1 protein-coding gene is annotated in these 14,870 nt (G+C 54.5%); it reads right to left on the bottom strand.

The annotated features are described in order from the left end of the window. Window positions 1–85: 85 nt before the first annotated feature. Window positions 86–14,803, bottom strand: coding sequence for a carbohydrate-binding protein (locus tag ACFE33_RS08040; protein ID WP_380052068.1), 14,718 nt, complete (start codon window positions 14,801–14,803; stop codon window positions 86–88). Window positions 14,804–14,870: the final 67 nt, after the last annotated feature.

The raw sequence follows: 14,870 nt of genomic DNA, 5'->3' as shown, positions 1-14,870 counted from the left end.
ATCTGTTCGAGAACTAAAGCACAAACTTCAAAGGTATACACTGTTAGCGTAGGTCCAGCAGATTGCTCTACTGGACCCCTTTTCATTAAACGATATCGTGGAAAATGCTACCTTCCAACATCGCGAGATAGCCTACCTCTTCGGTTGTGTGCAGCGTTTCGTCATCCGCAGAGGTTTCTTCTTGCACGAAGAACGCCGCTGACTGCGCGTCCGTAGACACAAGGCGAAGATCCGAAGGATCATTCCCGTGTTCGGTTTGCATATCCGCAATGAAGATGAACTCGTCTGTCGCGAAACTATCATCAAACGTCACAGTACTAACGTTCTCGTCAACTTCACGACCGGTTGAGTTCACGAGGAACCCGTCGAGCGCCGAGCCCCCCTCCTCGATTGCGATCCACGCCAAGGTTTCATCCGCGTGCGGTGTCGTATCGCTTTGCTGATTATCAAGGACAACCGAGAAGCCATCTGCGGTGATGTCTTGAAGACGCTCTGTTACTGCGGCCGTGTCGTTCGTGGTTGTAACCTGAGCAACTACGACTGGTGCCTCATCAAAATCACTCGAGAAGTCCACATCCGATTGGGCGCCTGATACGCTGCTGCGACCAGCAATGATTGTTTGCCCGTTGACCAGATGAGTTCCAGCCTCAATCGCAATCCAAGAGACAGATTCCTCGATGTGTTGACCGTTAAGATAGTCCCATTCATCCAGCTGGAACTCAAAGCCCGTGTCAGTAACATTCCGTACACGAACCACGGACTGCTGAGCACCATTAAAGGTTAACGGTCCCATCACGACAGATGGGTTTTCCAACGCTTCTCCAAAATCAATTTGGAACCATTGATCGGAGTTTTCCTGCGTGAAGGTCACTGTGCCCGCTTCGCCGATCACTTCTGGCGCAGGGGGTTCTTCGACAACTGGTTGCGTTAGTGTGAATGAACGCAGATCCTGACTTCCGCCATTGAAGGTGATGCGCACAACCTGCTCGCCCGCTTCAAGATCAATCGATCCAGCATCGCGCGTTTCGAAGGTTGTCCAACTTCCGGTAGACCCGTTCGCAACAGGTCCGCTAGAGGCATAAGGTGTTGACGCATCTGGCTTATAGAACTCAAGTGTCGCGCTGCGGCCACCTGAGCCACCGAATGACATGAGCAACTCAGCGTCATAGCTGCCATCGGCAGGCACGTCGATTGTATACTCCAACCACTCGCCATCTGCGATCCAGCCGACATCACCGGCTCCAGTCACCTCAACGTCCGATCCGTCGCGGCCGCCGTTGGTGCCACCATCCAGACCTGGATCATCGTTGTAGGATACGCCCTGCCCGCCGTTGTCATATTCAACTGCGTTCAAGCTCAGCAAACCATCGCTGAATGTCGCGGCGTCCGGACCCGGGAACGGAGATTGTTCGCCAGGGGTGACAACATCCTCGACCCGCTCAAGAGAGAAACTCTGGAAGTCTAGGATATAACCATTATCCGCGACCGTACCACCGAAGGTAAAGCGCAGCGTTTGTTGTCCAGCCTCAAGATCAATCTCGACCGGATCAGTCGGACCAAAGTCGGTACCACCGAACCCATTATTTCCGGGATCATTGGCATCCGGCAACGTGATTGTCGCAAGCGTTGGCCCATCCTCTATTGAGACAGAGATTGTTGCGCCACTCGTCGGAGCCTTAGCGATCGTCGATAGATCGAATGTACCAGCGGAAGATACATCGATTGTGTACTCCACCCATTCGCCACCTTCGACATAGGCAACAGCGCCGTCGATGATTTCAACATCACTGTCACCACGACCGTTGCCGCCCGCTTGGCCCGGGCTATCATTCCACGCAACGCCTTGACCGCCGGTATCAAACGTATCGGCCGCGACACTTAGCGTATCTGCCAGCACAGGCGCAGTACCGCCGAAGGGCGCTTGGGTGCTCGGGGTGCTGTCGTCATCAAAGAAATCAACGGTGCCGTCGAGATCGGAGTCCGTCTCGAGCGCATCGATAACTCCGTTGCTGTCCGCATCCTCGGCACCAGACGGATCGTAAGCCGTTACATTGGTCACAACGAACATCGCGTCGTTATAATCAAAGTTGCCGCCACCAGGATAATCCTGAACACCGATATAGGTACCTTCGATCACCGCGCCTGATGAATCTTTGGCCTCGAAGAAGCGGATATAGTGCCCTTCGTCATTCACGCCCAAAGCACTGTCGGCTTTGTTGATCTCAGGGTCTGTCCACGCGGCGTATGTTGGCCGCCCGTCCACGGTGACTTTGATACCAAACGGTGCATCGCGGTTCAGAGAGGCCTGCCCCACGCTTCCTGTATTGCCACTTCCGACAACCAGCCCATCCGGCGAAACTGTTTGCCCCTGTTGATCGTCACCAGCAAAGAGTTCGGTCAAACCATCGTCACTCAGGTCGTGAATATTCACGCGGCTGATGTTCCCTTGCTGAAGGAACGCGGCCATGTTGATGACTTCAACTGGCTGGCTGTCGTCCAGACGTTGGAGATAAGGCAGCAGTACCTCGTCGCCGATTGTCTCGACGTCACCACCACCGTTCAGCTGGCCTTGGGCTACGTCGGTCGAATAACCAAACGCCTCGACAATTTGCGCAACGGTTGGTTCTTCGCCGCTCTCTGATTGAAGCTGCGCCAGACCAGCCAACGCTATCGTTGTGTCACCAGCAGAGGTCTCAACCGTCAGGCTCGCGTTTTGCAAGACTGCTGCGTTGTCGTCGACACCGTCAATTCCTGTAAAGGCAATGGTCACGTCAACCGAGCCACCCGCAGGAATTGATGTTGGAGCATTTCCGACAATCTCGAACGACCCAGCATCCGCGCCATCGAATGTAATCGCGCTAATCGCTAGTGCCGCAAAGCCTGCATTCGAGAGCGTAATCGTGGCTTCGTTACGGAACTCTTGTCCACTGACGGGCTGATCAATGCTGGTAAAGACCAAACGATCATCCGCCGCTGCGGCATCAAGCCCCTCAACCTCAAGCGAAGCTCCGTCAAACACTGGCGCTACACCTTCGATGATGAACATATTGTCGTTATAGTCGTAGTTGATGCCAGTGTAATCCATCACGCCAAGAAAGACGTTGTCGATCACATTTCCTTCGGCATCTACAGCTTGGTACATCCGTACGGTGTAGCCATCAGACACTTCGTTGCCGTCGGCATCATAAACCTGACCATCGGAAACAGTATAACCTTGGCCCGGATATTTTGCGTCAAGCTGTGCTTGCGTGGCCTGCCCCGAACCTGTCGGATTCAGTGTTGGATCTGTGGACAGTCCCGCCACTTCGATCCCGAAGTAATCAGGCCCCGCCCAGCCATCCGGAATATCCGAATTGTCAAAGGTGCGCGTAAACGCATTTCCATTTCCTTGTAGCGGCAGGATTGTCTGGTTTGCGGTGCCGCCGTGGCTGCCAAAGTTGATTTGGTTGCTGTTGCCTTTGTCGCCTGGTCCGTGGATACCCAAGGATGCCCCGCCCGGACCGTGGAAGGCCGCGATTTGGGTGATCTTTGCCTCGGTCGCGCCATCGGCGATCTTCCAATACGGCGACAGAACCTCGGTCTCATCCACCGGGATGTGAAGATCAAAGAAGTTGAGAACCGAGTTCTCTCCTCCACCATTGTATGAAAGCCCTTCGATCTCGTTTCCGAAGCCGAACAGCTCCCATACCTCGTTGACGTTCGGCTCTTGGCCGCCTTCTGGGTTTGACTGCCAGAACGCTGCTAGATCGACTGTTACGAATGGATCTTCGGCGTCGTTGGTCACGAGGGTCAACTCTCCTTCCAGCACCGAATTCACGCCGCTTGTTGGTTTCGGAGACACTTCGCTGTTATCAAAGACAACCGTGACATCAATGCTTTCGCCTGCGCTAAGCACCAGATTGTCAAAGATCGTCGGATCAACCAGATCAAACGGCCCCGTCAATGCCGCGCTGGCAAACTCGAGGTCTTCGCTTCCTGTGTTGGAAATACGAACGGTGCCCTCATCCTTGTAATCGCGCGTTTCATCCTTGTTCACGGGATTTTGCAGGAACGAGAAGTGCAGACGATCCGCATAGTACGCGGCATCAAGGCTTTGTACTGCGATATCGGCATTCACGTTGCCATTTGGCGCAACTGCGAACTCGGTCTCGGCGGTGGCGACATTACCCGCATCATCCAGAACGGTCAGAACCGCGTCGATTTCTCCAAACGAAATACCCGGATCAAGCGTGAATTGCCCGTTCTGCGGCGTAACCGAGATTGGCGCGCCGCCGTCAAAGCTGATCTGGGCCGTGGTGATATCATCGTCGAGACCATTGATCTCAAAGACCACAGCAGAGCTATCGGTTTGATCCACCACAGTGAGCGCGAGGTTGTCGCCCTCATCGGCGGTCAAATCAAGCGCAGAAGTCAGTGGCGACTGGGTGATCCGCAGATAATCCACGTTCGGCCCATTCGCCCCAGGTGCAGTAACCGTCAGCGTATGAACACCCGCCGTCAGCGTTACTTGTGTTGACTGTGGCCCCCACTCTGTCTCGGCGTTGTTACTGTTGGGTGCGAACGGCAGTGTTTCGACCACCGTGCCATCAACAGACAGCGCCATTGGCCGCGCTTCCTTGGTCGTTGAAAGCGCATAGAGGATGTCGAGCGCATAGTTTCCGTCCTGTGGCACCTCAACGGTCCACGTGATGGACTGATCCGAAGTCCCGTCAAAGTCGACGAAATCACCAGATTGCGTGCGATCCTCTTGCTCAACAACAGGACCATCAAGCTGTGCGTTCTCGGCCTCGTAAATCACGAAGGTTGCGCCGCCGACCTCTTCTGTGCCGTCATTCGGAACTGTGGTGGTCAAGGAAACAGTTGTTGTTTCAGAGGCTGTATTATTAGCACCATCAGTAACAGTAAGCGTCGCCGTAGCACTTCCGTTCAAGCCAGTAAGATCGACCGTAAACGACCCGTTTCCAGTTGGATTAACCGTCACGGTGTCGCTTCCGTCATCAAAGACAACTTCATAGTCAACGATATCGGAATCCGCCCCCGAAATGGTAAACACCGCTTCGCTCAGGTCGCTGAGATCGGTTGCGATCAAGTCCAAATCGCCGCCCTCGTCTGCGGTGATGTCCTCAACCGACAATGGCGTTACGGTTACGCTGTCGATGTTTGGACCTGCGGCTGTGGTTTGTGCGATTACGATCGTGTTGATCCCCGCTTCGAGCGTCAGAACCACCGGATAATCCACCCAGTTCGTAAAGGAATCTGTATTGGCATTGATGGTTTCCGACTGATCACCCGTTTTCACCGCAATCGATCGAGACGTAGCAGAGGCCAAGCGGAACGAGAGCGTATATGTTCCGGGCGCATCCGCAACATAGGTGAACGAAACTTTGTCTTCTGGACCACCAACGAGATCGATATAGCTGTCTCCGTCGTGACCGTCATTCAGACCGTCCCCGTTGGCATCATTGCTGCTGTCCTCGTGGGTGCTTGGATCAGACAGGATGCGAATGATCGTCCCATCGTCTGTATCCAGAACCGTAAATTCAGAAGCATCAATAAACGTCGGTCCCGAAGTTCCGTCGAGCGATACGGCAATTGTATCGCTGGCGGTGTTGTTATCGTCATCTTCGACGGTCAACATGGCACTAACGCTGCCCGAAGTCGCCCCAACATCGGCCACGAAGCGGTTCTGCCCATCAAGCGTGACCGTTTGCGCGGCCCCACCATTAAAGGAAACAGAAATCGATTGGATATCATCATCAAGCCCGACAACTTCGAACACGACATTTGATGGGTCATCGACATTGATGACCACGAGTTGCAAGTCGTTGTTTTCGTCCGCAGTGTTGTCTCCTACGACCCCGCCAGGAGCTGGATTGAGCAGGATGATCAAGCTTTCGCCTGTGCTGCGGTTGAGTGTCGAAAGATAGAGTTGTCCCGTGAGTGGGTTTTCGATGATATCGAGCGGATCGATATATTCATTGATCTCGCTGCCGTCGACGCGACGCAGAACGTCGTCGCCAGTTATCTCACCTGTGATCGGATCGACATTGATGACACGCACGTTGTCGCCCTGCGAGAATTGCGCAAAAAGTACCGCGCCCTGAAGGTTCGAACCAAACGCACTCCCCGTGTATTCGGTCGCGCCGTTCGGTGACTTGTTGAAGCCAAGCGAATAGGCCCCCTCTAGGTCGTAATCCTCGTCAGGCTGCACACCTACGGCATATTCATTGCCGCCGTCAGGTGTGTTCGCGCTGTTTGGGTCGCTGCCGGATGTAGGATTGCCGCCGTTGACGACATAGTTATCCAAGAGCGGGTTGGGATGGCCATAGTAACCACCCTCTTCAATGGTGAAGAAGTAATCGTATTGCTTATCGAGCCCACTGAGTTCCTCGTTGATTGCAGTGTTTGGATCATCCGGTGTGTTACCACCGCGCGCCGTACCGTTGGTGGGCACATAGAGATGACCGTTCGAGTGCCAAACCAGATCATAAGCGTTGCGGATACCCTCGCCATAGATCTTGAGAACCGCCCCTTCTTCGAACGGATCATAGTAACCATCAAAGGTGCCGTCCTCGTTGAAGGCCTCGCTCGTGCGATAGGTTGGATCTGTGCCTTCGAACGGTTCGGTTTGAACATCAAATCCGCCCTCTGGTGCGTCCCGAGTTGGATCGACCTCAAGAATTGCCGCATTCAACAGGCGCTCTGGGCGGTTGCCCCATGCGTTATCTGCACGACCTGCCGCCGAGTTCGAGCCTTGGCTGAAGTATAGCAGATAGTTTGGCTCGCCCGGTTGCCCCGCATCAGGATTGGCGCGGAACTCGATGGAGTTGGTCACGTGATCGCCGCCAGAGCGCGGAAGCCCTGTGAGGTATGTCTCGGCCTCAGCGCCTTCAAAGGAACCGCCTTCACCCAAAGTGATTTTGCTGATTTGTCCAGAGAATTCAGGAATTTGGTCTGAACGCCCCTGACGAGGAACCGTCGCATTATCGGAAACCCAGATTGTATTCGGGTCTTCTGGATCAAAGGCCAGACCGATAATCGTACGACCCGTTTCTTGGAAATAATCGAGCGACAGTGTTTCGGCACTTTCGAGATCAATCGTACCGTCAGGGTTTAGGTCCCAACGCTGGATCGTACCAGAAATCGACGAGGCATAAAGCTTACCATCTGGGCCGATATCAATCGACGTGATCGCAACACCACCTTCGCTAAAGCCGTTCAGGACGACTTGATCGTCAAACGCAACTTCGCGCGCTTCGGTTTCGGGCATTTCGCCCGTAACAAAGGTCGTGGTGTAATCTTGGAACTGGCGCAGTGGTTGGCTGCTGTCGTTCAGGTTACCAAGGTCAAGCACGTCCTCGATGATGAGTGTGTAGCTTGTGAACTCCTTGAGTCCCGCCATCGGACGGATCGTAAGTGAATCGGCGCCGCCAGTTACCTGAACATTAACGGCAACTTCTTCGCCCGTCAGCGTTTCAACAAGGCGCACGCCATCCGTATAGGCAACCGCAGGGCCGCGATGGTCAATTGCCTGAAGCTCAATACCCACAACGATATCAGATGTCGGATTGATATCGAGCGGTACATCACCGCTTGGGTCGATCTCAATCGAAACCTGTCCATCCTCGGTCGAGGCCGCAACCGCGCTCACAAACTTGGAATAATCCAGATCGGCCGACCGTCCATCATCTGGCGTAAGGTCAGGAACGCTCTGAAGGTCGAGCCACTGAATTTCGACGTTGTCGCCATCTGTGCCATCAATCGTCAAACGTCCATCGGTGACCTCGACAATCCCCGTCACGAGATGCGAGCGGAATCCCTCGCCGTCATACGAAGCATTATACGCCCCACCAACGAGTTGCTCGCCAGCAAGGTTGACGGGAATCCAGCTCTCGCCGAATTGTACACCTTCAACATTCAGAACATAGTTTGAGTCATACTGCCCCGCAGTGTCACCCACCGCCACGGTCAACTCATAAACACCGTTCTCGACTTCCATCTCCCATGCGCGCTCACGGTTGCCTGCAGCAGCACCAGGGTAGTCAAAGTGGATATATGTTTTTTGAAGATCAGATGCCTCCGAAGCGTTGTCTTTATAGCGTGCCGAGCCCGTTGGCTGTGCCAATGGTGTGCCCGTAACAGAGCCGTCCGTGTCATCCACATCGACCCAGCCATAAGTAAAGCCATTCCCACGCGCGCCATATGCTTCGCCTGTGTCGGATTCAAATCCGTCAGGTGTGGTATATCCGCTGGGCGCGTTGAAGCTTCCGTTACCAGAGAGCGGCGCTTCGAAGTTGATCTTGACCACATCGACAAAACGCTCGGCAGCGATTGGATCAATCGACAGCTCCTCGAATGTAATCTGATCAAGGTTCGGGCCGTTTACTGCGCCGTCAGGGATTTCAAATTTAACCGTATTCGTCCCTGCAACGAGTTCGACTTCAATCTCAAGGTCGGTCCAAGTATTCCAGCCAGCATCCCCAGACCCCGTCTGGACAAAATTCACAGAGCTTGCGGCACCGTCATTCACCGTAAGATCAAGCGGACGCGGATCGGCACCACCGTTGGCATAGCGAACCGTCGCCAAGTATGTACCATTCGCAGGGACATCAATTGTGAAGGTCACCGCATCGCCCGGGTTCTCCCCGAAGTCGAGATATGCGTCGCCCACGCCTCCTTCGCGATAATTTCCGAATGCATCGGGGTTCTCGGCGTTTACCTCTCTGGTAACAGAACGCCCTTCTGGGCCAGTACCGGGATCACCGACATCCGTAATCAGCGCGTCCTCGGCCTGAAGGGTTGTCGCCTCAAACGCAGGGGCCGCGATTGAGAAACCAAGCGTATCGCTCGCCTCGTTTCCAGCGTCATCAGTCACAATAATGGTCGCGACTTGTTGGCCAGCAGGCAACGACGATCCGTCGAATGTAAAGTCGCCGTCCGCGTCTACGACATCGGTCACATCAGTACGCGTCGTGCCACCGTCAAAGCTCAGCTCGACCTTGACGATATCATCATCCATCCCCGAAACGTTGAAGTTAATCGAGGCGGCTTGAGCGCCGGACAACTCACCCGTATCACCACTTAGGTCGAGCGGGAATTCATCCGCGTCCGCAGAGGTATCCACACCATCACGCGTGACGGTTACCTGATCGAAATTCGGACCGTTGGCGATGGTGTTCGTCATCGTAATGACATTCTCACCCGCCGAGAGCGCAACGACGGCGGACTCGTTCTGCCAGATCGTCCAATCGCCATTGCTCGGGAATGTCAGCGTTGCAAGGACCACGCCATCCACTTCAAGGGTCATGGGGCGTTCTGGGGTTGAGCCGCTGCCCTGATTGAAGCGAAAATCAATCAGATAGTTCCCGTCTTCGGGCACTGTCACCGCAAAGCTGAAGGCATCACCAATATCACCGCCCATATCCAGATAGCCGTTCCCGTTGAAACCGGGCCATAGGCCATCGATCTTGCCCGCGCCATCGGGCTCGGGGTTTTCGGAGTCACGGATTTGGGTCATGTCAACGTTACCCGCGCCGCCACCGTCGCGATCCTCATCGATAATCACAACGCGCGGATCACCATCGGCAAGTTGAATGGTCTCGGAGAATTCGGTCGGCGTATCGCCACCCAGATCGACCTGCACATCCGTTTCGGCCGTATTGCCGACACCATCGGTTACGCGGAAGGTGATTGTCTGTGTGCCAGCGTCAAGGCCCGAGAGATCAAGCGTCACAACATCATCTGCAGGAGTGACCTCTTCAAATGTCGCGCCGCCATTGATCGAGACTTCGATCAACGTGATATCCGCATCCAAGCCACTGAGCGTAAAGTCTACGGCGTCGTTGTCATCGGCGGACACCTCCTCGGCTGGTCCCGTCGCGGCGAGGTCGTCGCCTTCGTCGGCGGTGGTGTCCTCTGGGATCGGTCCACTGCCCGCTTCGGTAATCTCGATGCGATCAACGTTGGGACCTGCGTTCGTACCGTCGGCCATCGCCAGCGTGACGGTATTTTCGCCCGCAACCAGCGTTACGGTTGTGGTCAGGAACATCCAAGTATTAAAGCCCTGCTGTTCTGCTGGCCCATCCCCCGGACCTGTGCTTGGAAAAATGGTGTTCGTTTCGACGCCATTAATGCCCACATCCAACTCGCGCGGATTTCCACCCGCATCTTGCGAAGCATAGCGAATGTTCAAATCATAGCTGCCAGCTTCGGGCACGTTGAAGGTGAATGTCGCCGTATCGCCCGGATCGTCCCCGAAATCGACATAGCCCGTCCCCGAGTAGCCAGCCCGCAGACCGTTTTCGAGGATTTTACCAGTTCCTGGAGTTTCGGCGTCTTCTGCGACGTTTTCGTCGCGGTGGAACGTAATCGTCGCATCACCGTCAGGGGTATCTGAAAGCGTAATGATGCTATCGTCAGGCTGAATTACGATCGGCGCAAATGGCGCAGGATCGCCAACCGTCAGGGTAAACGCGACCGCCGCGGATGATGCACTACCATCTGTGGCCGACACTTCGATTTCATAGGTTCCAGTTGGGACTGTGCCGTCAACGACCAACTCGTCGCCATCAATGAATATGCCCGCAGGTAGCGGATCAATACCGGTGCTTTGCGCCAGATAGGCAACCGTATCCCCTGCGTCCTGATCGGTTGCGCCCAAGCCTGAAAGGGCGATGCGCTCTTCGCTGGCGAAGGGAACCTCGACATCGTCAAGCGCGGCCTCTGCTGCTAGTTCGGGCGCGTCGTTCAGATCATTTACGGTGATATCATAGGATTGCTCAGTAACATTTACTCCGTCGGAGGCGCTAACTGTCACGCTGACCGCAGCTGGGTCTTCGGCGTCCAGAGCGACACCATCCGCCAAGCGTAGCGTCGTACCTTCGACAACAAAGCGATCGTCACTCACTTCAAACGTGATTGCGCCGCCTTCTGGATCGACTGCACCAAGTGTTCCGATGATTGCGCCCTCTGCGTTTTCATCGACGCTCGTATTATCCAACGAAATGCTCGCGGGCGGTTCGTCCATATCGATGATCGAAATATTCAGCGTTGTAACTGTTCCGCCGCCATCTGCGTCAGTTGCCGTTACATCGACGGAAACTGTCTCGCTTGTTTCAAAATCCAACCGCGCGTCGCCTTTGAGCTTAAGCGTGCCATCGACGACCTCGAAAGGGCTGCTCTCATCTACACTGAAGATAATCGCGCTATCATCACCATCGGGGTCAGTTGCGGAAAGCACACCGACCTCGGCTCCGTATGTATTTTCATCTACCGAAGAATTCGCAAGGGCGATATTTTCCGGCAGCGCGTTCGGCTGCTCAACCCGTGTAAATGTAAGGCGATCCGTCCGTAGAAGCTCTCCGTCCGCACTTCCCGAAAGCGTCAGGACTGTGTCGCTATCAACATAAACCACCGTATCAAACGAGATGGTTTTCTGGTTGCCGCTCTGGCCCGCGTTGCCACGATTGCTTACGCCGTCCCCCTTGAATTCACCCAATGCATCAAAGGTGTCGCCATCCGCCAATAGCGTGTCCCCCACCTGAAGTGAGAACGTCGCTGTGCCGTCGGTTTCGTCATAAACATCGATCGTAACTTGGTAGTACCCCGTCGCGAGGCCATGCGCGCTAAGTTGGGTGCTTACTGATCCGTCTTCAGAATTGTTCACGCGAATAAGCTGATCGTTCGATGCACCCGGCTGTGCGGCAGCATAGAAGTTTTCGGCTTCTGCAAGGCCCGTAAAATTCTCGGCCTCGATAACCGTCACATCGCCCAATTGCGGCGCCTCGATGATCAAACCAATGGTAATCGGACCGCTCACTGCGCCATCGGGATCACGCGCGAAAATGGTAAAGCTGCCGCTTCCTTCTTCGGTTGCGGTGCCAGAAATCACGCCCTCGGAATTCACTTCCAGACCGTTCGGAAGCCCCTCGACCACGAGCTCAAGCGGATCACCGTCAGGGTCATTAAAGGCGCTGGCGAATTGCGAGATGTCGATGCCCGCAATTTCCTCTCCGACCTTCGAAAAAAACGGCTCGAACGCTGCATCTTCGGCGATTGGAGCGTCATTTACGTCCACAACCGTCAGATCAAAACTATCTGTCCCAATGCCACCGTTTCCATCATCCGCCGTGATCGTGATTGTATACTCACCGGGTGCCTCAGGTACATCGCCACTGAGAACGCCATCCGCAATCGCAAGCCCTGGTACAATGACCAATTCATTCCCTGCATTCCGCACTTCAAACGCATAAGAAATCGTGTCTCCGTCATCATCGACAAACGGCAGATCGATTTCAAGCGCGCCGCCCTCATCTACGGAGATATCCGAAATACCGCCACCAACGGTGCGCGGTGCGCTATTGTCGCCTCCTCCAGTTGGTTGCTCGTCAAATATTACGTTCGAGAATGTGACCGACCCATAGCCATCACTCGCATTATCATCGTCGGCCGCGATGACGATGCTGTCAAAGCTGCGCCCCGCCAGCCCGCTGAGATCGATCTCGAACCGCAGCACACCATCGCCCTGATCGCTTCCCGTTCCGCGCAAATCGGCGAAAACGCTCGGACCATCTTGGGTGCCGGCCAATTGGAAAACCGAATTGTCGCCACTTTCAAACGGGCTGTCATCATCGTCAAAACCGATGAGCACGAGTTCAGGCTCAAGCGCACCAATCTGGATGTCCACGATCATGCGGCTTCCGTCGTTGATCACCAGAGCTTCGTCCAGTGCGACGCGTTTCCAAAGGTTCCCTTCCAAGGTGATTTCGGAACCATCCTCCGAGGGGGTCGCATCCCCCGTTGCGGGCTTATCCTGTGAACTATAGGACGTAATGGCCCCAAGGAACGAAGCCTGTACAGGTCCCTCATCGACATCATTCGGCGAAGGGGTAAACGACTCTGATGTCAAACCTCCGAGTGAAACTGAGATTTCGGGCTGCGCGCTTGCTTCAAAATCAAGCGAGACTCCGTCCTTGAGCTTGACGATCACGCCATCAGTCGTGATCAATTCGAACATTCCCGACGGATCATTTAACGTAAGATCTTCTGCCGTGTAAGTAGTGTCGGGATCAACAACGGTTACTGTCGCGACGACCGCGCCAGCAACGTTTTCATCAACTGGTACTGCTGCAAGCGTAATTGCGCTTGGCAGAACGTCCTCGACAACATCTGTCGCCGTCACGGTTACATCAATCGTATCCGACCCTGCCTCGTCCGAGACAGTTACGCTCACGTTATAGATGTTATCCTCACCGTCATCGCTAGGGCTTTCATAATCTGGCGCTTCAATGAACGAAAGCGCGCCCGCAGCGTCGATTGTAAACAGTTCAGCGTCTGCTCCGCCCAACTCAAAGCTAACGGTTCCCTGACCATCATCAGTGACATTCAGGTTAACCACATCGGTTGCGCCTTCGGCAACGTCGACCGCAAGGGTCTCGCCATCAAAGGTGGGAGCGGTATTAGGCACACCATATTCCGGCGCGGGATCACCACTGGTTGTAATTGCAAACGCATCGAAATTGGGACCATTGTTAAAGCCCGCAGGAACAGCAAGCTCGATAATGTTTTCGCCCGCCTGAAGCTCAATCTGAACAGGAGCGCGCTCAATCCAATTGCCAAATCCGGTCCCGACAAACGAAAGTTGGCTATGCTGAACAACCCCATTCACACCCACATCAATGGGACGATTGCTGGTGTTATTCATGAACTTGAAATGCAGATCATACAGGCCTGCTTCGGTAACAGTGACGCTGTATGCAACCGATTGATCGCCACCAATCCCCGAGCCATCGCCGTTGAAATCCAGATAGCCTGTATCGCTATAATCGTTCCAAAGGTTGTACTGGTCCTTGCCGGTGCCCGCGTTTTCAGTGCTGGCGAGTTGCGTTTGCGCCAATGTTGTTGGATCGACCGCAGCCGCTGAAATAACGCCTTCCTCGGCCTGAACGATGATCGCATCAATCGTTGGCTTGGGGAGTTCTGGATCGACATCCGTTACGGTAACGGTCACGTCTTGCGTGGTTGTCAGAACGCCGTCGCTCACCTCGACCGTCAAGAGATACTCGTTGCCGTTGGAGCCTTGCGGATTTTCGTAATCGGGCTCTCCAATGAAACTTAACGTACCAGTTTGGTCGATTTCAAAGAACGCCGCATCGGCGCCCGAGACCGAATAGGTAAGCGTGCTAGGTGTGCCAGATACATCCTCGACATCGGTTGCAACAACGTCGCCAACCTCATTAGAATTCTCAGCAATGCTGAAGCTATCGGACGAGGAGATTTCTGGCGCGTGGAACGTGACGGCGGCACCGACTTCGTGCAGCGCGATCGCGTCGATGTTCGGACCTGCTGACGAGGTCTGGGCGATCTGGATTTCGCTCGCGCCTTCGGGGATTGTCAGCGTAAAGGTCTGCGTTTCCCAGTTATAGAATTCCGTGGTGTTGAAGGCTGTGGGACCACCCTGCGCAACTCCATCCACTAGAATTTCAATTGAGCGGTTATTATTCGCAGCACCGCGTACGGTCAGCTCATACGTCCCCGCTGGTACGATCACTTCACCCGGACCATTGATCGAAAGTACGGCCTTTGTCTCGGCGGGACCATTTAGATCAAGATAGCCGTCGCCAGAATAATTTGGGCGCAGGCCCCATTCGTCGAAATCAGGAAGCCCAGAATTGGTGGCACCATCAGGATTATTGATACCGGCCTTTTCCTGATTTTCCGTCTGCGTCCTCTGAAGACTCGTGCCGAAAGTCGCGGCAGTTAATTCAAGTACTTCGCCTTCAAAATAAACAGTATCGAATGCCATCTTGTGGTCCCCTTACAAAACAAGGGCCCGACAGACTAAAAGTGCGAACTGCACACACGAATACTTC

Origin of the sequence: Falsihalocynthiibacter sp. SS001, assembly GCF_042445055.1 — a bacterium.
Classification (GTDB): domain Bacteria; phylum Pseudomonadota; class Alphaproteobacteria; order Rhodobacterales; family Rhodobacteraceae; genus Falsihalocynthiibacter.
Note: the sequence above shows the minus strand (reverse complement) of the source record. Positions and strands in the feature narration are given on the sequence as shown.